The sequence below is a fragment of the Trinickia violacea genome, assembly GCF_005280735.1.
GTDB lineage: Bacteria > Pseudomonadota > Gammaproteobacteria > Burkholderiales > Burkholderiaceae > Trinickia_A > Trinickia_A violacea.
In genome coordinates this window covers 3,316,926-3,340,375 of record NZ_CP040078.1, presented here as the reverse complement: position 1 = coordinate 3,340,375, position 23,450 = coordinate 3,316,926, and the positions used below count along the sequence as shown (strand labels likewise).

Sequence of the window (23,450 nt, the reverse complement as noted above, 5' to 3'; positions counted from 1 at the left end):
GAGATCGAGGCTTTCTGGGCTGCAGCACCCCTAGCGTTCCCATCTACGCATTGCAGCAACTTGCAGGCAAGTCTCGCTGGCTCGGACAAGAACGTTTTTGAATGTTTGTCACTGCGCTTGACCTCGGTTCAAAAGCGCTGCCGTCCGCTGTCAGGTGAACACGATGAAGCCGGACTACCCGCACTTGGCATCGCAGCTTCCCATGCGCCGATCGTGAATGGGGAGTCATGGGGTTTGCCGGTTTCGCCGAATAGCGTTGTCAGCATCGCAAGCAGTAAGCCGGAATCACGCCAGCGCATGAAATATCGGTGGCACGTCTGATAACTGGGATATCGCTTTGGCAACGCGGACCAGGCCTTTTCCACGTGGACAAGCTTCCACAGGATACCGTCCAGAACCGCGCGCCGGTTTACCGGAGGCCGGCCATTCGGACTTCCTCGGGTGTGAAAGTCCTTAATCATCGGTTGGACAATGAACCATTGCGCATCGCTGACATCACGACCTGATTGGGCAGCGGCGAGTTTCGAACACTTAAGCGTGGTGACACTCCGCTTATGCCGGGTTTCAGCTTTCATAACGCAGATCGGAAAAAAAGCGCGCCGGATAACGATAGACCGGCCCGCGGAGTGGACAGTAAAACATGAACCGATGTTAGGTCGAGGGGTACAGTGGATTTGCACGCCTGAACATCACCGTGGATGGTACTGGCGATGCCCCCTATAAACTGTCAATTATCGACAATTGTAAATCGCCATCGACAGCGAGCACTCAACCGCATCATCACATCCACGCTATGAAACCGGACTACTCGCATCTTGCGACGCGGCTCTTTAGTCCGTCCTGAACAATTCGTTTTCGTCGCCGACAGCGTCATGCTGCCGATAGTGCAGTCATGCCGCAATTGAGCAAGGCGACGAGAATCAGGGCGTAAAAAAGCCGCAGCTATCTAAGGATCATGCACAGGTTGTGGCCGGCGCCGCACAGCACGGCGTGGATCGCATCACCAAGGGCGCCTTTGAGCCAGTTTCGATCGAGTTTGCCGTCTGCCTTCATGTGACCGAGGGCGGGCTCGATGGCGCTGCGCCGTCGGATCATCGCGCGCAGTCCACGAGTGATGCCGCGTCGCAAACCCGGGTGGTAGATCTTCACGCCATCGATGGCGATACCCTTGTAGCCGCGGTCCACAATAGCGATCTCGGGTTGGACGTCGCTCAAGATCGCGGCTTGCTCCAGAGCTTCGGCCAGCGTATGCCCGTCGTACGGCTTGCCCGGTATCGAGCGCGCCCCCACCACAAGCCCTTCCTTGTGCGTCGTCGTGATCGACACCTTGACGCCGAACTCGTACGGCGTACGCGCCTTACCTTTGCCCAAGCACTCAACTTCCGGCGCGTGCAGCGCGTAGAGCTTGTTCTTGTCCTTCTGCCGTTGCGAGAGAATCCGCTTCGTGCGTCCAATCAACTCTTGCAAGGCACCGCGGCTGCCTTGCGCGACCGAATCGAGCTGCCGCTCCACATTACGCATCACTCGGCCAACGCGCGAGCGCAACGTGCGCAGCGCTTTTCTCATTCGCTTGTATTGCTTGGCGTGCGCATAGCGGCTGATCTGACCGGCCAGGCTCGGGGCCTCGCGGTTGTAGTTCTGCCGCAGCGTCAGGCCGTGGCGGGCGGCAGCCTTCACCGGATGTTCACGGCATCGTTCGAGCAGGCGTGAATCGGTGGGATGGGCAATCGCCTTTTGCATGACCGTCGTATCGACGATCACGCGCTTCACGCTTGAGGCTTTGATCACACCCGCGCGCTTGGCGACCTCGATCGTCTCGGCCAGCAATTCTTCAACGCCCGCTTCGCCCAAGCGCTTTCGCCAGCGCGTCAGGCTCGATGGGTCGGTCGGGTGGCTCGGTCTGCAAGTACGTCTCGCCGGTAAAAACCTGCCAATACGGGTTCTCAACCCATTGCCAGACCACCTCTTCGTCGGACAGGTCGAATGCGTGTTGGAGATACAGCAGGCCGGCGAGCAACCTCGGGGACGTGGCCGGGCGACCCTTGCGCGAAACGAAGCCCTCACTCATTGACGCGCCTAAGCGATCCCAGTTGATCAGATCGCCCAAACCCACCAGCGGGTGCTTCAAGTTGATCTGTTCGCGCAATGGATGCCGGAAGAAATCTCCCTCCGTCACAGGCGTCTTCGGGCCCATCCGCACCTCGTCAAAAAATGCAGGATTTACCCATTAATATGCCTGCTTCCTGCAATTCCCTCAATACGGATCAGCCCGCAAAGCCTTGTCCTATAAGGCTTCAAGGATTGTTCAGGCCCGACTACAGAGTCGCCTCGCTACACATCGGTCAACGGCAGCTGTTCTTCCCTTAATGCCTCCGTGGGAAGGCAAATCGAATATCTCAGCCATGTTTGGCGTTGCTCCGATCTTCCTAGATAGCGCCCAGACCGGCCGATTGACATAGCAAGGCCAGGCTGAATACGGAATCGACGACTCGCCGCTTATCCACTTCCGGACAGACCGGCCGTCACTCTTTGGCGACATCCCAAGGAATGCCTCAGCTGCACGGCCACTGAAGCCCGTCCGACGGAGCACCTCCTGGATCGTATCCACATGGGACTCCTCACCCCCGATCCTAGTGAAACCGCTGAGTTTCTTCAACGCTTGTCGTAAACCGGGCAGTGAACTGAACATCAAATTCGCGTGGAGCCTGTTCAGATTGAATCAGTGTCGCGTGCGCGTGAACAACGCCGCACCGAATTTGCGAACCTTCGACGCATTGCGACGAACCTGTTGTGACAAGGCAAGGCTACCAGGGTTGGCGTCAAAGGACGCCACCTGAAGGCCGTTGAAAGTATCGCCAATCTGGGAAAAAGCGCTGATTAGTGCCCCAGTTTTCACAAAGTTGAAAGTTGGTGCAGTCTTCTATGCCTCATGCATCAATTTCACAAAAATTGACATTTCCGTGGGTGCGATGTTTCAAGCTTGTATCCACTCCGTAGCCGACTCTCCACCGAGTCTGCCATAGCGAGAAGGAATCCTGGCTTGTAAGAATGATCTCATTGCTTGCCAAAATACGGTCGGTTCCACGCGCGCGCCGTGTAATTGAAAGGCAGGTTATTGATATTGCAAACTATTTTGGAGTGATGCCTTGAATATGTCTCATTCGTGGAATGATATCAGCGCAAACGACCTTATTTCATCGTCTTCGGATGTTAAAAATTACTATTCGAAAAAGACTTCCGATATTCTGCACAAATACGGCCCTGGGCCCCGAGTACATTTCCATGTAGGCTATTTCAGCACAAACGAATCAACAGATACGACAGTTCCTTTGCAAATAATACAGCAGCGGCTTGTTACATCTCAGGAGGCATTGATCACTCACTGTGCGCGTGCGTGGATAGGTAGATCCTTGCGTGCGGCAGAACTGCTCGATATCGGCTGTGGACTGGGTGGAGGGGCAATTTATTGGGCGCAAGAGCACGGCGCCAACGTAACGGCGCTGACGAATATGGCAGAACACGTGCCGATCATTTCGGATTTTGCAAAACAGGCTGACGAACAGCGTCGAATTAAAACTTTGCTCACGGATGTGCACGATTTCATTCCACAGCAGAAATACGATGCCGCAGTTGCCATTGAAAGCTCAGGCTATATGGATCGGGTGAAACTCTTTCAGATCGTAGGGAGATCTTTGAAGTCAAATGGATGGTTCGGTATCGTGGAGCATTTTCTTTGTCGCCATGAATGGGCAGGCTTCATCGATAAATATTACAAGACGCATCTTGGCACTATAACTGAATACATTGATGCGGCGCATGCTGCAGGGTTTGAATTAGACCAGAATGAAGATCTTACAGACAGAGTAAGCGAATTCTGGATGCAAAGCATGGCGTGGTCAAGTATGAAATTGGATTCGTATAGTGAGCATCTTCAGCCAATGGTAATTGAGCGGGCTCGCTTGATCGAGTCGGTAATCGCGCATGGAAAATTGTTTCGTATTTGGCGCGATCATGCGGTTGAAACGCGCATGCTGCGTTTTCGTTTGCGGTAGATAATTCTTTCCGCGATGAGTAATTTGTCAATCAATTTTTGAGTGGCGGAAGTGCGCTTGATGAGCCAGCAAACAGATACGAAAATGAATGTTCCCGATTCAGTTATCGGAGCGGATCTGCCCGCATTTTACTGCCCGCTCGACTCCGCCATTCATGGAAACATGGAGGAACTTGAACGAGCCGCAATTCTGTGGGCGGATTCCGTAGGTCTATACCCGAACGAAACCGAGCGAGCATGGGGAATCGCCACTCATAGTGCTGATTTCAGTTGCCGCATCGCCCCATGCGGTCGCGACGAAGCTGTTCTTCTTTTCATTAAATGGAACCTATGGGCTTTCGCTCTCGACGACGCCCATGATATGCAAGGTGAAGACATGTCCACGACCTCGCGTTTAGTGGACTTGAGCGCCAAGGTCGTGCGGAGTCTTGAATCGCCAGGCTGCGCCTATGTTAATTTTGGCGCACAGCAAGCTGCCTTCGACGATCTGATTGCGTGCACCTGGTCAATGCTTACGCCATTTCAACTAAGGCGTTTCACTGAGGGCTTGCGCGACTGGTTACTTGGAGCGGTATGGCAAGCAAGCTGTGCGGAGCGTGCCATTGTACCAAATCTGAACGAATATCTAAGCATTCGGCCCTCTATCAATGGGACGCGTTTTTCACTAACGTTTTCTGAAATCGCGAATAACATAAATATAGATCCTGATATACATTATTCTCAACCCGTGCAAGTGATCACTGACATAGCAGGATTCATCGTGAGCTGCGACAACGATCTGTTTTCATATACCAAGGAGAATAACGAAATTGCAGCGAACATCATTAAGATAATTTCCTATAGAAATAGATGCTTTCCCATGGAGGCGATGAAGGAAGCCGTCGCGATACGTGATCATGCCATGATCTTGTTCATAAAATTGAGAGAGCAACTGGGGAAGCTCTCCAACCCAGAGCTAGATCGGTATTTGGAAAGTTTGGAATACTATATATCTGGATCAATACGCTGGATGAGTATGGCGCCTCGATACGCTAGTCCTCGCAATCAACACAACCTTCCTGTCCTGGACGCGCGTTACCGCATTATATATAGAGATGCTCCAACAACCGCCAGCACGGATCCTTCGAGCATCCCTACTATTGCCTATTGGCAGCTAGTGTTGGAAGGCTTTTCTTAGACAGCTACTGTTGCTGGGTGTCCGGGAGTTGCGGCAGGGGAGTCAGCGACGATACGTACCTAAGTCCACCGTCCTCAGTCATCGATAGCCCTTGCTGGTTGTGCAATAAGTTCTGCTCCACATGTCGTTTTATGCCCTTCTACCGCCATGGGTTGGCCAAAGTCCACGCAACCGTCCAAGCCTTCCGCAATTTCAAAGACATGTGGTTCACAAAGCGGACACGTCACCCGGTGGGCCAGTCATTCTTTTCCATTGCCAGTCTCCCAATTTTTCATCCACCGAGGGTGAACATCACATCACCAAAAACAGCGGATTGACATTACCTCTGGTACGGACAACCAATTGAAAAGACCTCGACCAGAGGCGTTAGAACCGGAATCGGTTGCTTCGGGATACCCCATCTTGCTAAGCCGTCCCCGGGCGGTGAAAAACCAAAAGCGCCAGCAATGGCGAAGGCGTTTGCTCGGCAGGATCGTTCTTTTTAAAAGAACGTGCAGATCAATCTTTCCTTCACCCCGCGAGCGCTCGCGTTGCGCGCCGGGCTGGACAACACCAACTTTCTGTACGACAGCACGTGCCGTTTCCCGGTCAGGGTGACCTGATTGCATTTCCTGAGGAGGGTGGCGAACAGCTGTTCGTCGTCGCGCTACGGAAGTTCACGTTCGATCCGTCCCAGGTCCATCTTGAGATCCTTCTTGATCTGACGGGGAATTGAATTCTGGGCATTCCTGCGGGATACCGCAGGGGGCGTTGGTTTGCTTGAAGTTGTGCGGGAGTCTGCTACGGTTGAATGCGTGCCTTTCCCCGAGGAGATGGCAATGCCAAAGAAGAAAAATCACGGTGTCGCTGTCGGAAGAGGTATCGATGTGCGGAGCCTTTTTCAGGGCCAAGGGCTCGATGCCAAGATCGTCGAAAAAGCGGTCTCGGAGGCACTCAGCGGGCGGCTTAAGGCGGAGTTCGATGCGCGGGAAACCGCCCGACAGCAGTTCTCCGAACCTATGCGACGCTATATTTCGCCGCTTCTGGAACTGATCAGCCACGATCAGAATTCGGCCAAAGCGCTCAGGGACATGCGCAAACTCCTGTCAGACCGGGCAAAGCGCAAGCTGCCGCGACCGCGCCCCGTAAAAGAAAAAGAGCGAATCTGGCTAGGATCATTTGGTGCTACGTGGGGACCGCCTTACGACTATGCAGGGACTTGGCACGCGGTATCCGGGAACCCAGGGGGTGACGATGAAACCGCCGACAAGTCGTCGGGGGACATGGGCATCTTTATCTGTTCCGGTGCTACCAGTACGAGCATCAGCGCAAACGTGATCCTCGGCATCTACTTTTATCCGTTCGATCAGAACACTGCCACTTTGCGGTTCTGGGCCAACCCCGGATACACATACCTTTGGTCTGGCTTCGCGACGTTTGCGGAGTGTCATTACGACGTTTGGATAGGCACGGCTACCCTGATTTTTGATCGGAGCGGGAGCTATCAGGACCTGGTGGTCAATCAGCAGATCAACCTCTGCTCGGAGTCCACCTCGCTTGGTGGCGGCGCTACAGAGGGGGCAAACAGCGGCTTCGTGCTCTCGCCGGCACCATTTGAGGTCGACAACGACCACCAATATCTCTTGTGCGTATGGGCTGCGGCCGATATATCCGCTTCCGGCTGGGGCACCCTTTCCGGAAGCGGAGCTCTCGCATCTATCAATCTGTCTGTTCCCGGGATTTCATGGGAGATCGGGTAGGGGCGCCTTTGATTTTCCTGCACTTGCCCGAAATGGCGGATTTTGATATTGCGGCTGCCATTAGCGCAATTCAGACCGCCTTTCGACGGCGCCTGCAGGTGGTCGACGAGGGGACTTGTTTCTAGCGGCCCAGGACGCGGCCGCGCATCGGCCTGTACGCGGCCCAAATGAGTTGAGTGTGACCGTCGGCAATGCCGCTCACTCCTCGCGTCGTCCGTAAGTCGACACGATACCAAAATTTGGTATATTGTGGGCGCTGGAGCCGGAGGCCACTCATGTCACGCAACACATCCGTTTCGCTCGGCGAGCATTTCACCGAATTCATTGATGCGCAGGTCCAAACCGGACGGTATGGTTCGGCGAGCGACGTCGTGCGGGCCGGCCTGCGTCTTCTTGAATCGCAGGAAACTCAAGTGCGTGCCTTGCAGGAGGCGCTGAAGGCCGGCGAGGCGTCGGGCGCGCCCGCGCCGTTCGACAGCGAGGCTTTCCTGGCTCGGATGCGGGCGACGCATGGCGGCTAAGGGGCGGCAGCTCCGGCTGACGCCGCTGGCCGAGCGCGACCTCGAGGATATCTGGCGCTTTACGTTTGAGCACTGGTCGCTGGATCAGGCCAATCGCTATCACCGCGACCTGATTGCGACGCTCGAGGCGCTGGCGCGGGGTGACAAGATTGGTTGCGTCTGCACCGTGCGCGATGGGTATTGTCGGTATGCGGTCGGCTCGCACGTGGTGTTTTATCGGGAGACGGATCGGACGCTCGACATCATCCGGATCCTGCACCAGCGAATGGACGTCGACCGTCACCTGTAAGGCGTCGCGCGGCGGCCGGGGACTCCCAACCGATGGAGATCGGCATGCCATACGACGCCAAATGGACCTATGACGCGCTGCGCGCGCAGATCGAACAGTTGCAAACCGAGCACCCGGATCGGGCCATCATGCTTTACGAAATACCGTCGGTCGGCGTTTCGTCCGGCAATCGCGCGGCGCTGGTGAGCACATCCTTGCTGCAGAGCGTGAGCCTGCACCCGAACGGTACGATCCGCTTCAATGCCGTACCGGGCACGCGCGAGGCAGGCAGCGCCGGCTTCTGGAACCCGGCCAGCATGCGGGTCGACGTCTCTCCCGTGAAGCGCACGGACCTGCTGCTGCCGGCGCCGGAGCGCGTTCGATTCAGCGAGCCGGAGGCGGAATAGGGCCCCAGGCGGAATCGAAACCCGGCTCCGGCCGGGTTGTTTGTACCCATTGTCAATGCTGCGCACTCGTGTGGCGCTCGCGGATCTGCCACACGACGTGGCGCGCAAGCTGCCCCGGTATCCGTCGATTCCGGCGATTCGCATGGGCCGATTGGCGGTCGACCTGAAATACCGGGGCTGGGCGCTGCGTTGCTCGTCAGCACCCTTCAACGGGCAGCGAAGTCGAAGATTCCAGCGGCGGCCTTGACGGTAGATGCGAAAAGCGAATCCGCCGCCGAGTTCTACCGGCATTCCGTGCAGTTCGCGGGCACTCCGTTGTCGCTGTTCTTGCCATTGGCTGTCGTGAAGTAGGCGAACGCTGGTTCCGATCGGCGCCCGACGCCTCGAAGCGCGTCAAGACAACCAAGGGAGAACGGCACCGCCGTGGGCTGCGTCCCGGCTTGTGCTGGGCTTCGCTAGAAAGAACGGATTGAACATTGTTGACAGTCTGAGTGTCGCGCAACGCATATTCTTGCGCTGCCGGACACGTTGCATCCAGTGGGCAATACCGGTCCCGGCGAACCCAGGCATGGCCTCTGTAGCGACGGGCTACATGCCTCTATCTGATCCTGTTTCGGAATACGACATGAAGCCTCTTCTTCTTATATCGCTGGCGGCGGGCCTTGGAACCGGCTTCGCCAGCGTCGCAAACGCAGTCGAGCTGAACGTCAATATTGGCACGCCGGCTCCTGTGGTCGTCGCACCTGTGGTCGGGTGGCACGGCGACCAGTACTGGGATGGCCACCGGTACTGGGCGCGCCGCGACTGGGAGGAACACGACCGCCATCACGACGTTCACTGTCCGCCAGGACATGCCAAAAAGGGCGAGTGCTGACCTGGCCATATAGCGCGTAGGGCGATTGTCCCACCTGGCTTACCCAAGTTTCGCGGGTCGCACCCAGTGCGGCCCGTTCTTGTTTCGGCGCCGCGGTAGCGCATGTGTTTGCCGTATCTGGACGGGTCGGGGTCGCCAAGCGATCGAGCTACACCTTTGTTCGCGCTGGGTGGTGTCGCGATTTTCGCGCGGCAGACGCATTGGATCGAGCGCGAACTTGACGTTATCGCCCATCACTAACAGCAACAGATTGGCTAGTCTCTCGAGCGTCACACGTAATGTGCGACTCTGGGGTATCGGTCGCACGGGCTCGTAAGCCATGTTCGCGCCCGCCACGCCGGCCGCGCGGCGGTCCTGAGCCGACCTCGGCCGGGTGGTGTGTGACCGTCGTCAATGCCGCTAAGTCCTATTTAGCGGCTTTGCGTTTAATGCCCCAAATCGCTAATAATCTGCTTTAAGTGAGGGTGGGGTGGGGGCGAATTAGGTGTTTACCCTAGGTTTGCCGAGCCGCCTGACCCCCGCCCCCTGCCTGTCGAACCCGGAGCTCCGATGCAAGACGAACTCGCCCAGCGCGCGCTGCTGCGCCTCAAACGCCACGGCTTTGAGCTGCGGCTCGCGCCGGCGCTGGCGACCGCCACCACCCGCGACCAGGAGAGCCACGCGCTCGGCGCGGCCGCCGCGGTGCTATACGACGTCGCCCCTGAGGCGTTCGACGCCGGTGGCACCTGGACGGCGGTCGGTGAACGCGTGCGCGCGCACGGCCTGCAGCCGCTGCGCGCCGCGGACGGCGCCGCGCTCGGGTTGGATCCGGCCGGGGTCGCGGCGGTCAATGCGGCGCTGTCGTTCGCGGTGCGACTGATCGCGTTCGCGACCGCGACCCGCTAGATGGCCCATCGGACCCGCTCATGACCGACCAGCCCACCCTGCAGCAGTTGACTTTTCTCTATGGTGAGGCGCGTGCGCGCCGCATGCTAAACGCGCCGGCGCTGCCGGCGATACGCGCCGCGCTCGCGCGGGCGCCAACATCGATCGTCGACCGGCCGGTCGCGCTCGACCGCGAACTATTGGCTGGGACGTTCGGCTTGCGGCAGGCGGTGCGGCCAACCTTCTATGCCGATGTGCCCGTGACCGCGATCGTCGGCCTGTTCCACAAGGCATTCGCACCCGACGCTTTGACCTGGCGAACGCTCCTCGACGGCGTGCATGGCGCCGGTTGGGGCATGGACACCCTTGCTTACTTCGAGTCCGAGATCGGCGACACGCATTTCCCGGCGCCAAGCGCGGCGTACCCGCTGATCCTGCGGGCCTACGGCGGGGCGGTTGTCTGTGTGAACGGCATGCACCGGCTCGTCGCCGGGGTGTGTTGGCTGGCCGCGCAGCAGGGCCCGTGCGCGGTGCTGAAAAAGGTGGAGCTTCAGAATTACGCGATCAAGCGTAGCGCTGTGGCCGTGATGGCAGACGCGATGCGCCGCGGTGAGCGCGTCGACGCCGCATACAACAAGGATTGCCAGACCGTGCTGATCCGTGTGCACACGGAGCGCGATACACGGTATTGGCGTGTCGACGGTGACACGGTGGAGCCCGTCATGGTGCCCGGTGGCTGGCTTGATGCGCTCCGCCGCCGCGCCGGTCGCCCGGCCCGCGTCGACGTCGGCCTGGCCTGGCAGCCGGTGTCGCCAACGCTGATCGGTGCGCTCGCCGACGACGATTGGTTGCGCGCACAACTGGATCAGCCTCGTTACACCGAGCAACCTGCCTGATGAATCCACGCCGTTATGCGAAAAGCCTCTATCGGACTGATCTAATTGCCATGGCGAACCACCCACGGCAGCTTGAGCTGCCTCCACCGCATACCTATAGCCGGACGGAATTGACCGCGTCGCGAGCGCGCATGATTGTGGGTCCGGCGAAGACCATCACGCGGATTGCCTCGCCGTTGTCGGGCTTGCAGTTTCAACTACCGGACGGCCCGGATGCGTAACGGAAAGCCCCGTCGTCCGCTCACGAAAAGCGAGCTGCTGCCGCTGCCGCCCGCCGACGTGTCGCGCCTCTCGCTCAAGAACCACCTCGCGCTGGCCGCGCTGCGAGCCGGGCAGGCGGATGACGCGATGCTGACCCCGCTGATGAACGTGCTGTATTTCGCATACTTCCTGCGCGATGCCGCTGCCATTGAGCTGGCCGAGCTGGCGCTGTTCCAGCGCGCGGAGGCGGCGCTCGAGGCCTGCGTCATGCGCGGCGAGCAGGGCGGGAAGTTCACACTGACCGAGGACGAACGTCCAGTGCTCGAGCAACTGGTGAATCTCCATGATGCGCAGCTGGCCAGCGTGCCGCGGCACCGCTTGCTCGACGCGTGGGCGCGCGTCGACCAGGTCACCCGCAGCGGTGGCCGCTCGCCGATCCCGGCAGCTGAGGCATCCTAATGCGGAATCCTAATGAGGAATCCTGATGGCGAACCATCCACAGCAGCTCGAATTGCCTGCGCCGAGGACCTACAGCCGGACCGAGTTCACGGCGCTGCGTGCCCGCGTCAAGGGCGTGTCCATCGCGACCATCGCGCGCCTGTATTTCGATCCGGATACGAGCCCCTACGCGGACGCTCCGTCTGAGCTCGAGCGTTTTCTGCGCACGATGCGCGACGACCTGGTCTCGCTCGCGCTTCGCGAAGGCTCGCCGGTGCTTATCGGCTACCTGAAACAGTCGATCGAGAAAACCGGCGAGCCGCGCTTGACGCCGGTGTCCCTGCAGCTGATCGAGGAGTCGGCAGGGAAGTGGGCGATGGCCAGGCCCGAGGCCAATCATTCGGTGAGCCGCTGGTTCCGGCCGCTGATCGCCGAGCGGCTTGCGCACGCGCACCTCGCCACGCTGGGCGAGCTCCTCACGTTCTGCAACCGGCGCGGTGGCAGCTGGTGGCGCTCTGTGCCGCGCATCGGCGCGCATCGCGCGCGCGTGATCGTCGCCTGGCTTCGCCGGCACGCCGACACGCTGGGGGCCACGGTCGCCGCGGACGTCGAGCTCGCCGATCCGCTCGCGGCGCGGAGTGACGCTACCGACACCGTCGTGATCGAGCCCGCGGGCCGGCACCTCGCGCCGCTCGAACGGGTCGCGGTGCCGCACGCCCTGTCCGGCGAGCGCGGGACGAACCGCTCGCTGGCGTTTCCGTATGTCCGTGCGCGGCACGACCTCGATGCGATCCGGGCCTATCTGAATGGCTACACCGGCCAGGAGGCTACGCAGCGCGCGTACACCCGCGAGCTCGAGCGCCTGCTGCTGTGGTCGATCACTCAGCGGGGCGTGGCGCTGTCGTCGCTGACGGTCGAGGATTGCGAGGCGTACAAGGCGTTTCTCGCCGTACCCGCGGAGGCCTTTACCGGGCCCCCGGCGCCGCGCAAATCGGGCCGCTGGCGCCCGTTCGCGCCCGGCGGCCTCTCGCCCGACAGCCAGCGCTACGCGGTGCGCGCGATTCGCGCGGCGTTCGACTGGCTGGTCGATGTGCGGTACCTGGCCGGCAATCCGTGGCGTGCCGTGAAAGACCCCAAGACCGTCAAGCGCGTGAAGAAGATGAAGATCGAGCGCGCCTTGCCGATCGGCCTGTGGACCCGGGTGCGGGCGTTTCTGGCCGACCGTAGCGAGAGCGCGGGCCCGGATGGGGCGCGTTGGCGCGCCGCACGCGCGCTGCTGCTCCTGATGGGCGACGCGGGGCTGCGAGTCGCCGAGGCGGCGGCCAGTGCGCGCACGGCGCTGCAATGGCATCCGGCCGAGTACGACACTAAGCACGATACGCCTGCCACGTGGCAGCTCGAGGTGGTGGGCAAGGGCGACAAGGAGCGCTTTGTGACCTTGAGCGAGGAGGGGATCGACGCACTTCGGGCACACTGGGCCGATCGCGGGCTGGACTTTGACACCGCAACCGAAGACCTGCCACTGGTGGCGCCGCTCGTGATCCCGCTCACGCCTCACGCTAGAAAGAAGTTCGGACTGGATGAAGGGGCTGGCGAGGTGGCGCAGACGGCCGGCGGCTATTCGGTGCGGGGCGCACGCGGGCTGACCGGCTGGGCCATCCGACAGCTGCTCGAGCACTTGCCCGATTTGAGCGAGTCCGAGCGTCGGCAGCTCGCCCGGACCTCGCCGCACGCGTTTCGGCACACGTTCGGCACGCAGTCGGTGGCGGCCGACGTGCCGCTCGATGTGGTGCAGCAGCTGCTCGGGCACGCCTCGCTGCAAACCACCTCCACCTACGTCACCGCGGAGCTGCGGCGCATGCGACGTGAAGTCGCCAAATATCACGCGCGCTTGGGCCGCCGGTTGAGCGAGGCGAGTTGAGGCAAGTCTCCCGAAAATTTTGCTTCCACCGGAACGGAGCCAAAAACATGGCCAGCAAGCGTTTCAAGGGCAAGCGGTGTGTTTACTGCGGGCGAGACGGCGCGTCCGAGACGGGAGATCATGTGATCGCGCGAGGGTTCTATCTGCCTTCCGAGCGCGCGGACCTGCCAAAGGTTCCGGCCTGCACGAAGTGCAATAACGAAAAGTCGCGGCTGGAGCATCACCTGCTCACGGTCTTGCCTTTCGGCGCACGGCACGCCGCAGCTAGCCGCACGCTCGTTGAACTTGTGCCGCCCCGGCTCGAAAAGAACCCGCCACTGCACCGCCAGCTCAGCGAGGCATGGGCTCGCCAGCGGCGCGGCGACTATGCGCCGCGCTGGGCGCAGAACATCATGCTGCCGCTCGACAGCGCGCTCATGACACGGCTGTGCGAATACATCATGATCGGACTCGCCTGGCATCACTGGCAGGCCGATCTTGCGCCGCCGAATCAAGTACGCGCCGAGTTCTTCAGTCCCGCCGGCGCGGCGAGCTTCGAGACGCTGTTTGCGAATCCGCGCTGGGGTCGGCGGCTCGACGTCACACTTGGCGCGGGCACCGTCACTTACCGCGCCGCTCAGGATCCAAACGCACCGTCGCGCACGATTTGGCGGTTTTCTATCTACGGTGCGATCTTGGGCGGCGTACCCGGTCAGCCACACGTGAGAGCCGATGCCGTGTTTGGGCTATCGAATCCCGCGCCGGTCGATCCAGCGCCCTGATTGTGCTCATGGCTAATCCCATCGCTCCCGCCGCGTTACCGGCTGCGCCGCTAGGCTGGGGCGCCGATGCCCTGACGGACTTTTTCCGCCAGGCCGCGCACAACGGTTACGGGAGCTTTGTGCAGCAGGCGACGCGGCCGTGGTTCGAAAAGCTGCGCGCCATCGACCGAGCGTTTCTCGATGCGATTGGCCTGATGAACGCCACGCCCGAGCACTTTGGCGAGCCGCTGATGCTGGTGAACGCCCATGCGGCCTTTCGTGCCGCCGCGGAACTCGCGTTGCAGACGCGCACCTGCGAGGCCTATCCCTTGCTGCGCCGGTGCCTGGAGGGTGCACTCTACGCGGTGCATTTCCATCGCAAGCCAGAACTGTTCGAGGTATGGGCACGTCGCGGCGAGGGGCTAAAGCAGCGGCGCGCCGTGCGCAATGCCTTCCAGACCCGAGATCTGCTCACCGGCGTACGTGCCTTGAACCAGGCAATCGGTGCGCGGGCCGAGCACCTGTACGAGTTATCGATCGATATGGGCGCGCATCCGAACGAAACCGGCATCTTCGGGCGCCTCGAGCTGGCGAAACGGGAAGACGGTCGACTTGAGCTGCGCACGAAGTATCTGAATGACGATCTGTTGCCCGTGATCGCCACGCTCAAGACCGCCGCGCAGACAGGTGTGTGCACGCTCGAATGCTTCTGGCTCATTTGTCGGGAGCGGTTTGCGATCATGGGCTTGCAAAACACGATCGAAGAATTGAAGACCGGTCTTTGAACGGGGGCAACGTGAACACGGTGAGCAGATGGGCCGAGCAGCCGCTTTTCCTGACCGTTGATCCGACACTGACGCACGGGTGGGTCGAGTTGCTGGCGGATCTTGCGACGCAGCGCCCACGCGAAGCGGTCGGCCGAGCGGAGCACCAATGAGCAGCCTCGTGTACCAGCTAACCGCGACAGCGGCACAGGTTTGCTCACCCGTAGTGGCGACCGCAGCACCCGAAAGTCTGCTTGATGTGATCGATCACTGGCAGACGTTGGTCGGCGCTATGTTCGGTGGCCTCTTTGCTGTGTTAGCGGCATTAATCGTTGCCTGGATGGCCGCGAGACGCGAGCGGCGTATAGCGGCATCGATGGTATTGCCGGAAGTGCAGCAGCTCACGGCCGCCCAATTAGGCCTATCGAGATACCTCGACAAGTGGGCTCTCACAGAGGGGACGGAGCGAAACCTTGCGATGTGTCGGCAACTGGTCGAGCAGCGGCCCGAGGTGACAGCGCTCTATACGCCAATGATCGGGCAGCTAGCCGACATCGACCCGCGCCTTTATAGCCACTTGTTCCAGTGTCAAATGACACATCGCGCGTTCGAGCAGGCACTGGCCTCTTTCGAGCAGCATGACCGTGTGTTTCGCGAGCGCGAAAAGCGTCGCGCGCAAGCATTGCGCACGGGGGAGAAGCCTGGCCAGGCCTTTGACGAGGAACACCCGCATCTGTTCGCGATGCTCGACTACTATGCGGGACGCGCGCTGCACGGCTGGGCGTATTGTGCGGCGCACGCCGAATTCGGCGCATATTTTCTCGACAGACTGATCTTCAGTCGGTGGCCGAACGTATGGCATTGGTGCCGCATGCGGCTGTTTCCGAACGACCTCGATCGCCGCTCGGCCACGCTCCTGAAGACCGGCCAACTCTCCGACGCAGGCGAGCCAGAATGAACATATTGGTCATCATCGGTACCTCGGTCGGCGCATCCGGCCTAGTCACCTTTGCGTTACGCACCTGGATTAGCGAGCGCATGCGCGCGTCGATTCGCGCCGAGTACGAGCGCGAACTCGAGACGTGGAAAAGCAACCTCAAGCGTGACAGCGACGCCGCACTCGAGCGCGTCAAGGCGGGGCTGGCGCGCGAGGTCGCCGAGCATCAAACGGCTGCGGCGTTGCGTATGCAGCGCCGTTTCGATGCCGTGTCGACCTGTTACATTGCGCTGCGCGCCCTCTATATCGCTGCGCTCGACGCGACAACGTCATTTGCGGACACGAGTCCGACCGCCGTGCATCGGGACCTCGACGAACTTAGGACATGTGCAGGGGTCTGCAAGGACGCCCTCGAGAAGCACCGGATGGACCTGCCCGCTGAGCTGGTACGGCGCTGCGACGCACTACTCGGCGAACTCGCGTCAATCGCCGGCTCATGGCAGTACCACATTGAAGTGCTCAATACGCCGCTGGCGGAGCGCGCCGCGCTTCATTTCGACCGGGTCGGCGAAGTCCACAAGCCGCTGGAGGCGCTTGAGCGCGAGTTGCGTGAGCTACTGGGAGAATCGACCACTCTCGACGCGTCGGCGACTTTTCATTCTCACTGACGTGTGACCATCGCCAGTTCTTAGAGGAACGAAACATGCATATGACTTCGCTGATCTATGAAGGACTGCTCGAGGCGGCCTACGCGCCCCCGACCTTCGATGCCAGTGGCGCCGATCTGGAGTAGGCCGTGGGGCGCAAGAAACTGGAATGGCCGGATGCCGAGCTGCGGCTCATCATGACCGGCATCGAGCAGGGCGATCGCGATTTTCCGCGGGACAACAATCCTCGTCGCCGGTGCGGCCGGTGCGTATGGGCTTGCGCTCGATGCGCGCACCCTGCGTCGCGCGGTCGAGCCCGCGGTGCGTGAAGCGGTGGCGCTGCTGCAGACTGGCGCAGCTGCGCCAGTCAATGCCGGAAAGAACTCCGGCCAGGACAAGCTTGCCCGCTACCGAACACGAACTTCATCTACAGCGCGTGCAGACCTCGCTCGACGAGGCGCGTACGCGCGTACGGCGCCTCGAGAAAGAGAACGGGCGGCTTCGGCGCGAGTTGGGCCAGACCGAGGCGCGTGCGGTGATGGCCGAGACACGAGTTACGACGCTGGTTGACGAACTCCAGCGCACGATCGCAGCCTCGGCTGCCGGCGCCGAGGCTCTCGCCCAGACGGCGAAGCGCCTGGAGGGTACCGAGCGATTCCTCGATGCGCAGAACGATGCCATACGCCAGCAGGCGACAGCCGAAGCCGACAGCCTGCGCCGCAAGGTCGAGCAATTGCGCGAGCAAAACCGGCATCTTCAGATCGACAACGACCAGTACCTGCGCTCGCTCGCCGCTTCACAGAGCGACAAGCGATCGGGCAATCCAAATCACCGCTCGTGATTAGGGCAGTTATCAGGTGTAGCGATTGGGCGGTGGACGGAAAGGCGGATTTTTCGCATGCGAAACTGCCGGAAGGCAAGGGCGTACCGCGTCGCGCGCGCGGTAGCGGATCCGCTGCCTTCTCCGGTATGTGGCGGCCACCTTCGAAACGCTCTTTGCAAATCAAGGCTGGGGCGCGCGCCTCGACGAGAGCCTCGGTGCCGGCACCTTTGCCGATCGCGCGGCGGTGGATTCGAACGCACGTTCACGGACGATCTGGCGGTTTGCGAACTATGGCGGCTCGTGATGAGCGGCACCGCCGGACAGCCGACTATCTAGGCGGATGCCGTGTTCGCGCGTTCGAATCCACCGCCGCGCGTGCTTCTGGAGCCCCGACTATCGACAAACAGGCGCACAACCCACTGGAGCGGGCGTGTCATAGGCCAGACAAGAGCGCGTGGTTTTGCAAAGCAGTGCTCCCTTACCAGGCCCCTTGTGACGTTAGACCACGGGCGCTGCTCCTGTTGTCGGTTGCCTTTTATATATGAACGGATATAATCCGGGCAAATGCCGCTAGCTCTCCCCCGAAACACGGGAGCAAAAAATGTCGTTGACGGCGCGGTACGACTAGGCGGGAGATGACGATGCAACGCATAGAGACGCACGGCGGCACAGACAATGTGCTAACTACCCCCGGTTTTAACGATGCGGGGGATCTGTCGGCAAAGACCATCCTTGCTATTAAGTTGAACGCGTTGATTGAAGAACGCGGCCTCAGCCAGATGCAAGTCGCCGAAATTACTGGGATGACGCAACCGAAGATATCGCAGGTTCGTCGTTATAAGCTGCAGAACATTTCGCTCGAACGCCTGATGCAAGCGCTGGTATCGCTCGGTCAGCATGTTGAGATTGTCGTCAGGCCTGCAAGGAAGACCAGCCGCGCTTCCATCACTGTTGCAGCTTAGACGGACCCGTAGTACACACATGAAACTGATATTGGGCAAGGTAAGCATATGTCGCGAGCAGACCTACTCGTAAGCCTAGTCAAGGCAGGAAGCCAGGGCGACCAGCAACTGCTGCGCACGACCGTCGAAGCCATGGCGGCTGAAGAGCGCGCCAAGCATCACCATCAACTGGCCGACAGGCTGGTCCAGAACCTGGGATCGGCCAAGTCGAGCCCACGCTCGGTCGAGGTTGTGCGCTCCTTCGATGGCGGACACGGCGGCCTGCTGTACGAAGTTGACCCAAGGAGAACCTTGGATTCGCTATTGCTCAATGAAACCGTACTCACTGCATGTCGCGAGCTGGTCGAGGAGCAGCATCGCAAGGACTTGCTGCGCTCCTACGGAGTAGAGCCTCGGCATCGAGTACTGTTGTCTGGCGCGCCGGGTAACGGCAAGACTTCGTTGGCTGAAGCGCTTGCCGCCGAACTGATGGTGCCGTTGTTCGTCGTGCGCTACGAGGCAGTGATCGGCAGCTTCCTTGGCGAGACTAGCGGCCGCTTGAAGCGGCTCTTTGACTTCGTGCGCACGCACCAGTGTGTGCTGTTCTTCGACGAGTTCGATACCCTTGGCAAGGAGCGAGGGGATACGCACGAAACCGGCGAGATCAAGCGCGTTGTCAGCTCTCTACTGCTCCAGATCGATGCACTGCCCAGCCATGTCGTCGTGGTGACCGCAACGAACCACGCTGAACTGCTGGATCGTGCGGTGTGGCGCCGTTTCCAGTTGCGCCTCGCGCTGCCGGAGCCCACCGTGGCGCAAAAAGAAGAATGGTTCGTGCGTCTGCAAAAGCGACTGGACGCCCCGCTCGGCATAACGCCGAAGACCTTGGCCTCGAAGCTCAAGGCGTCAAGCTTCTCCGACCTGGAGCAGTTCTGCGAAGACATACAGCGCCGCTACGTTCTGGCGCTTCCTGCTGCCAATCTTAAACGCATCATTGTTGAACGCCTCAAACAGTGGCAGACGCGATTCACGATCGACCAATAACAAGAACGGGCAACGCTCACTTATGGCGAATGAAAATTATCCACTTCTTTTTTTCTCCGCGCCAACTGAAGCTGGTCGGAACTCGCTAGGTGGGGGTGGTAGTTCAGTTCACTTCCCTGGAATTGGACGTCAGAGAGTGCGGATAGCGCCACAACTGGCAGTACTGCAACAAGCCTTCGACGCGAAGCGCCTCAGGCTGCAGCACGCCGCGCCGATGGAGAACCCCGAGCTGGTCCTCGTGCTGGAAGTTGCAGGCACGGTACAGAACTTTGCCAATGCCGTCAGCAAGATACCTGGCCTCGATTGGCTGCTCGAATGGGCCGAGGAGCAGATCGAAGCCGACGAAGATTTCTATGCCGAAAGCAGGGAGCAACAACATAAGCCTTACGCCGGACGTCTTTTCCTGCTCGGAACCAATCAGGAAGCGCTGACCCAACTGTTGGCGCTGTGGAATCGCTACCAGCAGAATCCCGATGAGCCGTTCGCGCGAGGCTTGGCACCATTCAAGCACGCCTTTGAGCAGTTGCGCACCATTCGTCATTGGAGCGTCGCCGATCGCGTCGATGCCGATATGCGACGTTACTGGCAGGATGGCATCGACAATGGCATGGCTGCAATACGGTTCGAGATTGAAGCCTGGCACTTCAGCGTACCGCAGAAAAATGAGACAGCGAGCGTCGAGGTAGAGGCGCTGGTCCAGCGGCTGAATGGTCGTGTTCTAAGCCGTGCGTTGATCCCCGAAATTGCTTACCACGGGTTTCTGGTTGAGCTGCCTGCGGCAGCTGTTTCGACCATCCTGGCGGGAGAGACACCGGAACTTGTGCTATCGGACCGCATCATGTTCTTCCGGCCTAAGGCGCAGTCGGTCACCGACGGTGTGAGCGAGGCTCAACTCATCAAGCAGGCAGAGATCCCGGCCGGGGCAGACAAGGCTCCGTTGATCGCTCTGTTGGATGGCTTGCCACTCAGCAATCACGCCTTGTTGGCAGGCCGCCTTATGGTCGATGATCCGGATGGCTGGGAGGCCGAATACGAAGCCAAGGACCGCGTGCATGGCACGTCGATGGCATCATTGATCCTGCACGGTGAGCTGGATGGAGCTCTCGCGCCGCTGGATCGGAAACTGTATGTCCGTCCTATTCTGCGGCCGGACCCTCTGGACACCTTCAACCCGCGCCGTCGCGAGCACACGCCGGACGATGAACTGCTGATCGATCTGATCCATCGTGCGGTCAGACGGATTTGCGAAGGGGAAGCTGGCCAGGAAGCAGTGGCACCGACGGTAAGGATCGTCAATCTTTCCGTCGGCGACGACACTCGATTGTTTGTGCGCGAGATATCTCCTTGGGCGCGCCTGCTCGATTGGCTCGCTTTTCGGTATTCCCTACTGTTCATTGTCAGCGCCGGCAATGACGTGCGCCCACTTGCACTGCAAACTCCTAGCAACACCTTGCCCGGCATGACGCCGGATGACCGTGCGGGCTTGGCCTTCACGGCGCTGACCGCCGAGAGTATGGACCGCCGACTCATCGCGCCGGCGGAGGCCATGAATGTGCTGACTGTCGGCGCCCTGCATGCAGATCACGCGCAGCCTCCTGTGGTCCCAGGCCGCTTCGATTTGTTCGCCCTCGGAGGGATTAGCCCGCTGTCTCGTGTGGGTCACGGCTATCGACGTTCGGTCAAACCCGACATCCTGATGCCCGGCGGCCGCGTGCTTCATCGAGAACGTATGGTGGCGGGTGCGCCTGTAAGCGTGCTCGATGCGATTACGGCTAGCACCGCACCTGGTCATCGTGCAGCCGTACCGCCACTACCCGGGCAAACTCTCAACGAGACAGCCTATAGTCGCGGTACCAGCAACGCCGCGGCGCTGGCCAGCCGCGCTGCGGCGCACGCGTACGACGTGATCGAATCGCTGCGCGTGCAAGTCACCGATGCGCCAGCCGCCAAGTACGATGCGGTCTTACTCAAGGCCTTGCTGGTACATGGTGCGCAATGGGGCGAATGGTCAAACCGCCTCCTCGCCCAACGCCCGGACTTCCAGCAAAATCAGAATGCAAGTGCGAGGCGGATAGCCGAGAAAGACTTCGTCACCCGTTGGCTCGGGTATGGCGTGGTCGATGTGGATCGAGCCGTGACCTGCACGGCTGAACGAGCGACGCTGCTTGGTGTCGGTGAATTGGGCGCCGACGAAGCGTTTGTCTTCTCTGCGCCGCTGCCACCCAGCCTTGCTGGGAAAAGGGCATGGCGGCGGTTGACGCTCACTCTGGCCTGGATGTCTCCGATCAACTTTGCGCATCAAAGCTATCGCCGTGCCAAGCTATGGGTAACACCGCCGCAGGAGCAGTTGCGCATCAAACGCCTCAATAGCGCCCACGAACAGACAGTTATGCGCGGCACGGTACAGCACGAGATTCTGGAAGGCGAAGACGCCGTGGCATTTGTCGATGGCGACCGGTTCGTCTGCAAGGTGAACTGTGCTGCAGACGCTGGCGAGCTGGCCGGCAAGGTGAAGTTTGCCCTGTGCGTCTCGCTCGAGGTTGGCGTGGGCTCAGGAATCGCTGTCTATCAGGAAATCCGTGCTCGCATAATGCCGGCTATTGGCATCCAGCCCGTGTAGTGGGATTGCCTGTTGAACTGCCACCAAGGAGCAATTGCATGGCGTCCGTGACACTCTCGAACGCCCCCAAGGCGATCCAAGCGGGCTCTCTGCATTGCGACCTATGGCGCGGAAGAGCGATCGACCTTGCTGGTCACGACTCCATCGCTGTCTATCCAATAGATGGATGGTGGAAGTCGCGCGCGGGACAAAAGCGCATCACCGACAAAGCGCGATATGCACTCGCTATCTCGCCGTCGGCTCCCGGGCACGCGGTCGATCTGTACTCGGAGATTGCAACGCATGTTGAGGCAAAGGAGGTGGAAGTCTCGGTCGCGTCAGTTGGCAAGCCGATACGTTGACGTGTCCTTGCGGCCGTGACCACAGATATCGTTGGTGACCGAAGGGCCTGGACTACGGGCAAGGCGATCTGATATGAGCGTGAACATTGAACCTGACCTACCCGGTAAGTCTGAGGCAAGCCAAATGCTGTGGCTAGCGTCGGCCTACGCTGACGCCGCCAAAGTTCTGGCGGAATCGATGGCCGCGGACGGCTTCGGCCAGCATCACGCAAACGTGCGAGTGATTCTTCATCTTTGTCGACACGCTCTTGAGCTGTTCCTGAAGGGGGCGATCGGTCGAAGCACGGGCAGCGTCCCACGGGGTACACATCGGCTAGCGACGTTATTTCAACAATATAAGTCCTTGTATCCGTCTCGCGACTATCATTTTGCGTTTCCCTTTCCGGAACAGGTGTTTCTAACGGACGATATGTTTCCTGAGACAGTTGAGCAGTTTCATAGAACGCATGATCAAAGATTCCGGTACCCGTCCGATAACAAAGGTAATCCCTTTGACGGTTTCGACAGCTTTGATGTCAGCACGCAGGTCGAAGCGATAGCGGATTTTTGGCAGCGATTGCACTTGATTGGAACTGGCATCGCGTGGAAGGACACCTTCGATGGCTAGCAAACGCGTAGACCGCATTAATTCTGTCACTACCCCGGACCAGTAACGACGGCGCTCAGTGCGATCGGTATCCGCGGCCAGGGACGCATTGTGACCAGCACAATGCTGTTCCTGAGCTTTGTCGTTGCGCTGATCGCGGTGTGGCTGACGTCGACGCTGATTCAGAAACTCAGGCCGCGCACACCAAATGGCAAGTTATAACCGCTCGCTATCGAAATAGACGGAGATTGCATCAGCCCGCATCGTGCGGTGGTGCATCCTTCAGCCACAATGAGACTTCATCGCGGACGCTGAAATGCGGCGCGGCCAGCCATGCCGCGCATGACGCTGCCCATTCCGACCACAGAAAGTCAGCGAGGTCGAACTCCTCTTCGATCAAACCACTTCCGTTATCGCGTAGGAAGGCAAACACGAGTTTGTGGCCATCCCAATAGGCGACGACGCCGTCGTCCAAGTCTGCCGTCATGCCACGCGGAAGGTCGCGCAACAGCATGGCGAGGTTTGATTGAAAGTCGAGAGGCGTCACGTTGACCTCCGTGTTCCGTGGAGCTGCGGGCTTGGCTAGGTGCATCGCGCTTCGTCTTACACGTTCATGCCACGAGGTGCGTGAGCGTTCAGCATCGATGCTG

General features: G+C 60.1%; 24 protein-coding genes and 2 pseudogenes. 22 read left to right on the top strand and 4 right to left on the bottom strand.

Annotation, left to right across the window (positions count from 1 at the left end; all coding sequences use genetic code 11):
* Positions 1 to 128: 128 nt before the first annotated feature.
* On the bottom strand, positions 129 to 575 hold the full coding sequence (locus FAZ95_RS40820) for a transposase (protein ID WP_137337271.1): 447 nt from the start codon (positions 573 to 575) through the stop codon (positions 129 to 131).
* A 295-nt stretch (positions 576 to 870) separates the two neighbouring features.
* Positions 871 to 2,194, bottom strand: a pseudogene (locus tag FAZ95_RS37105) (IS5 family transposase).
* A 958-nt stretch (positions 2,195 to 3,152) separates the two neighbouring features.
* Here FAZ95_RS37105 and FAZ95_RS37095 point away from each other — a divergent pair.
* Both FAZ95_RS37095 and FAZ95_RS37090 read left to right on the top strand, forming a co-directional pair.
* Complete coding sequence (locus FAZ95_RS37095) at positions 3,153 to 4,052, top strand: SAM-dependent methyltransferase (protein WP_137337795.1); 900 nt, start codon at positions 3,153 to 3,155, stop codon at positions 4,050 to 4,052.
* A 60-nt stretch (positions 4,053 to 4,112) separates the two neighbouring features.
* Positions 4,113 to 5,228, top strand: a complete 1,116-nt coding sequence (locus FAZ95_RS37090) for a terpene synthase family protein (protein ID WP_217497459.1) — start codon at positions 4,113 to 4,115, stop codon at positions 5,226 to 5,228.
* 74 nt (positions 5,229 to 5,302) lie between these two features.
* Here FAZ95_RS37090 and FAZ95_RS37085 read toward each other — a convergent pair whose 3' ends face one another.
* Positions 5,303 to 5,455 carry a PAAR domain-containing protein gene (locus FAZ95_RS37085; RefSeq protein ID WP_254700191.1) on the bottom strand — a complete coding sequence of 51 codons (153 nt, stop codon included), beginning with the start codon at positions 5,453 to 5,455 and terminating at the stop codon, positions 5,303 to 5,305.
* A gap of 591 nt (positions 5,456 to 6,046) precedes the next feature.
* Here FAZ95_RS37085 and FAZ95_RS37080 point away from each other — a divergent pair.
* From FAZ95_RS37080 to FAZ95_RS36980, 20 genes and pseudogenes are all read left to right on the top strand, one after another.
* Positions 6,047 to 6,967 carry a hypothetical protein gene (locus tag FAZ95_RS37080; RefSeq protein WP_137337270.1) on the top strand — a complete coding sequence of 307 codons (921 nt, stop codon included), beginning with the start codon at positions 6,047 to 6,049 and terminating at the stop codon, positions 6,965 to 6,967.
* 275 nt (positions 6,968 to 7,242) lie between these two features.
* On the top strand, positions 7,243 to 7,488 hold the full coding sequence (locus FAZ95_RS37075) for a type II toxin-antitoxin system ParD family antitoxin (RefSeq protein ID WP_137337269.1): 246 nt from the start codon (positions 7,243 to 7,245) through the stop codon (positions 7,486 to 7,488).
* Positions 7,478 to 7,777, top strand: a complete 300-nt coding sequence (locus FAZ95_RS37070) for a type II toxin-antitoxin system RelE/ParE family toxin (protein WP_137337268.1) — start codon at positions 7,478 to 7,480, stop codon at positions 7,775 to 7,777. The genes FAZ95_RS37075 and FAZ95_RS37070 overlap by 11 nt, the downstream gene beginning before the upstream one ends.
* 44 nt (positions 7,778 to 7,821) lie before the next feature.
* On the top strand, positions 7,822 to 8,163 hold the full coding sequence (locus tag FAZ95_RS37065) for a hypothetical protein (protein WP_137337267.1): 342 nt from the start codon (positions 7,822 to 7,824) through the stop codon (positions 8,161 to 8,163).
* Positions 8,164 to 8,233: 70 nt separating this feature from the next.
* Positions 8,234 to 8,514: pseudogene (locus tag FAZ95_RS40425) on the top strand (N-acetyltransferase); the annotation flags it as partial.
* A 274-nt stretch (positions 8,515 to 8,788) separates the two neighbouring features.
* Positions 8,789 to 9,037, top strand: a complete 249-nt coding sequence (locus FAZ95_RS37055) for a hypothetical protein (RefSeq protein WP_137337266.1) — start codon at positions 8,789 to 8,791, stop codon at positions 9,035 to 9,037.
* A 549-nt stretch (positions 9,038 to 9,586) separates the two neighbouring features.
* Positions 9,587 to 9,922, top strand: coding sequence for a hypothetical protein (locus FAZ95_RS37045; RefSeq protein WP_137337265.1), 336 nt, complete (start codon positions 9,587 to 9,589; stop codon positions 9,920 to 9,922).
* Positions 9,923 to 9,942: 20 nt separating this feature from the next.
* The gene (locus tag FAZ95_RS37040) at positions 9,943 to 10,797 is read left to right on the top strand and encodes a hypothetical protein (protein WP_254700190.1); all 855 of its coding nucleotides are present in this window, start codon (positions 9,943 to 9,945) and stop codon (positions 10,795 to 10,797) included.
* A gap of 213 nt (positions 10,798 to 11,010) precedes the next feature.
* A complete protein-coding gene (locus FAZ95_RS37035) occupies positions 11,011 to 11,457 on the top strand; it encodes a hypothetical protein (protein ID WP_137337264.1) in 447 nt (148 codons plus the stop codon).
* A 25-nt stretch (positions 11,458 to 11,482) separates the two neighbouring features.
* Entirely contained in the window at positions 11,483 to 13,357 is a 1,875-nt protein-coding gene (locus FAZ95_RS37030) for a site-specific integrase (protein WP_137337263.1), read from the top strand.
* Between the two features lie 47 nt (positions 13,358 to 13,404).
* Positions 13,405 to 14,118, top strand: a complete 714-nt coding sequence (locus FAZ95_RS37025; RefSeq protein WP_137337262.1) for an HNH endonuclease — start codon at positions 13,405 to 13,407, stop codon at positions 14,116 to 14,118.
* 119 nt (positions 14,119 to 14,237) lie between these two features.
* A complete protein-coding gene (locus FAZ95_RS37020; protein ID WP_137337261.1) occupies positions 14,238 to 14,882 on the top strand; it encodes a hypothetical protein in 645 nt (214 codons plus the stop codon).
* 457 nt (positions 14,883 to 15,339) lie between these two features.
* Complete coding sequence (locus FAZ95_RS40420) at positions 15,340 to 15,819, top strand: hypothetical protein (protein WP_254700188.1); 480 nt, start codon at positions 15,340 to 15,342, stop codon at positions 15,817 to 15,819.
* 80 nt (positions 15,820 to 15,899) lie between these two features.
* The gene (locus FAZ95_RS37010) at positions 15,900 to 16,466 is read left to right on the top strand and encodes a hypothetical protein (protein WP_137337259.1); all 567 of its coding nucleotides are present in this window, start codon (positions 15,900 to 15,902) and stop codon (positions 16,464 to 16,466) included.
* A gap of 379 nt (positions 16,467 to 16,845) precedes the next feature.
* Entirely contained in the window at positions 16,846 to 17,286 is a 441-nt protein-coding gene (locus tag FAZ95_RS37005) for a hypothetical protein (RefSeq protein ID WP_137337258.1), read from the top strand.
* 623 nt (positions 17,287 to 17,909) lie between these two features.
* Entirely contained in the window at positions 17,910 to 18,230 is a 321-nt protein-coding gene (locus FAZ95_RS37000) for a helix-turn-helix domain-containing protein (RefSeq protein WP_137337257.1), read from the top strand.
* 48 nt (positions 18,231 to 18,278) lie between these two features.
* Positions 18,279 to 19,253 (top strand): AAA family ATPase, encoded by a 975-nt coding sequence (locus tag FAZ95_RS36995; protein ID WP_137337256.1) that lies wholly within the window; start codon positions 18,279 to 18,281, stop codon positions 19,251 to 19,253.
* Positions 19,254 to 19,467: 214 nt separating this feature from the next.
* Positions 19,468 to 21,873: a S8 family peptidase gene (locus FAZ95_RS36990; protein ID WP_175425868.1), complete on the top strand. Its 2,406-nt coding sequence runs from the start codon at positions 19,468 to 19,470 to the stop codon at positions 21,871 to 21,873.
* A 38-nt stretch (positions 21,874 to 21,911) separates the two neighbouring features.
* Positions 21,912 to 22,214, top strand: coding sequence for a hypothetical protein (locus FAZ95_RS36985; protein ID WP_217497458.1), 303 nt, complete (start codon positions 21,912 to 21,914; stop codon positions 22,212 to 22,214).
* A 73-nt stretch (positions 22,215 to 22,287) separates the two neighbouring features.
* Complete coding sequence (locus tag FAZ95_RS36980) at positions 22,288 to 22,821, top strand: hypothetical protein (protein WP_137337254.1); 534 nt, start codon at positions 22,288 to 22,290, stop codon at positions 22,819 to 22,821.
* Positions 22,822 to 23,053: 232 nt separating this feature from the next.
* Here FAZ95_RS36980 and FAZ95_RS36975 read toward each other — a convergent pair whose 3' ends face one another.
* On the bottom strand, positions 23,054 to 23,347 hold the full coding sequence (locus FAZ95_RS36975) for a hypothetical protein (RefSeq protein WP_254700186.1): 294 nt from the start codon (positions 23,345 to 23,347) through the stop codon (positions 23,054 to 23,056).
* Between the last annotated feature and the right edge of the window lie 103 nt (positions 23,348 to 23,450).